The organism is Paenibacillus sp. 01T422, assembly GCF_056398785.1.
In genome coordinates this window covers 1-541 of record NZ_JBFTQB010001582.1, presented here as the reverse complement: position 1 = coordinate 541, position 541 = coordinate 1, and the positions used below count along the sequence as shown (strand labels likewise).

The 541-nt window shown below is 49.7% G+C and carries 1 protein-coding gene; it reads right to left on the bottom strand.

Annotated elements, in window-relative coordinates; translation table 11 throughout:
- Positions 1-541 (bottom strand): helix-turn-helix domain-containing protein (locus AC1DUA_RS40300; protein WP_477504972.1); only part of this gene is annotated, 541 nt, incomplete at both ends.

Sequence of the window (541 nt, the reverse complement as noted above, 5' to 3'; positions counted from 1 at the left end):
TGCCTAGGCCTGGAATCGCCATAGTTGCTTTTGGCTGGCCGTCCGTTGTAGCGGAAGCGGGACGGAGGCGCTCCATTGTGAGACTTGAACATTTTGCTGAAATGGTATACGTCAGTGAAACCAAGTGCGCTTGAAACCTCAGTTATATTCATTGTGGTCTCGGAGAGGAGAAATCGTGCTCGTTCCATACGGACTCGCGTAATGTATTCCCTTAAGGAATAACCGGTGTATGTCATGAACAGTTGACTTAAATAGCGCGGAGAGACATTGACGTTCTCAGCGAGGCTTGCTACGGTTATTGCCTTTTCGCCAATTTGGTCGCGGAGCTCATCCATAACTTTGTGGATGAGCTGTTTGTGCCTATGAGAGACCGGCGACGGCGCACTGTTTTTTTGCTGGCGCAGCATATGCAGAAGAACAAGATGCACGAGCAAGTCGAATTCTTCTTGCTGGTGATCTTCTTCCCGAAGCTGCAGCTCAACAATTCGCTGCAGGGATGTCTCCGGTACAATAGTGTCCTGTCTCCGGTACAATAGTGTCC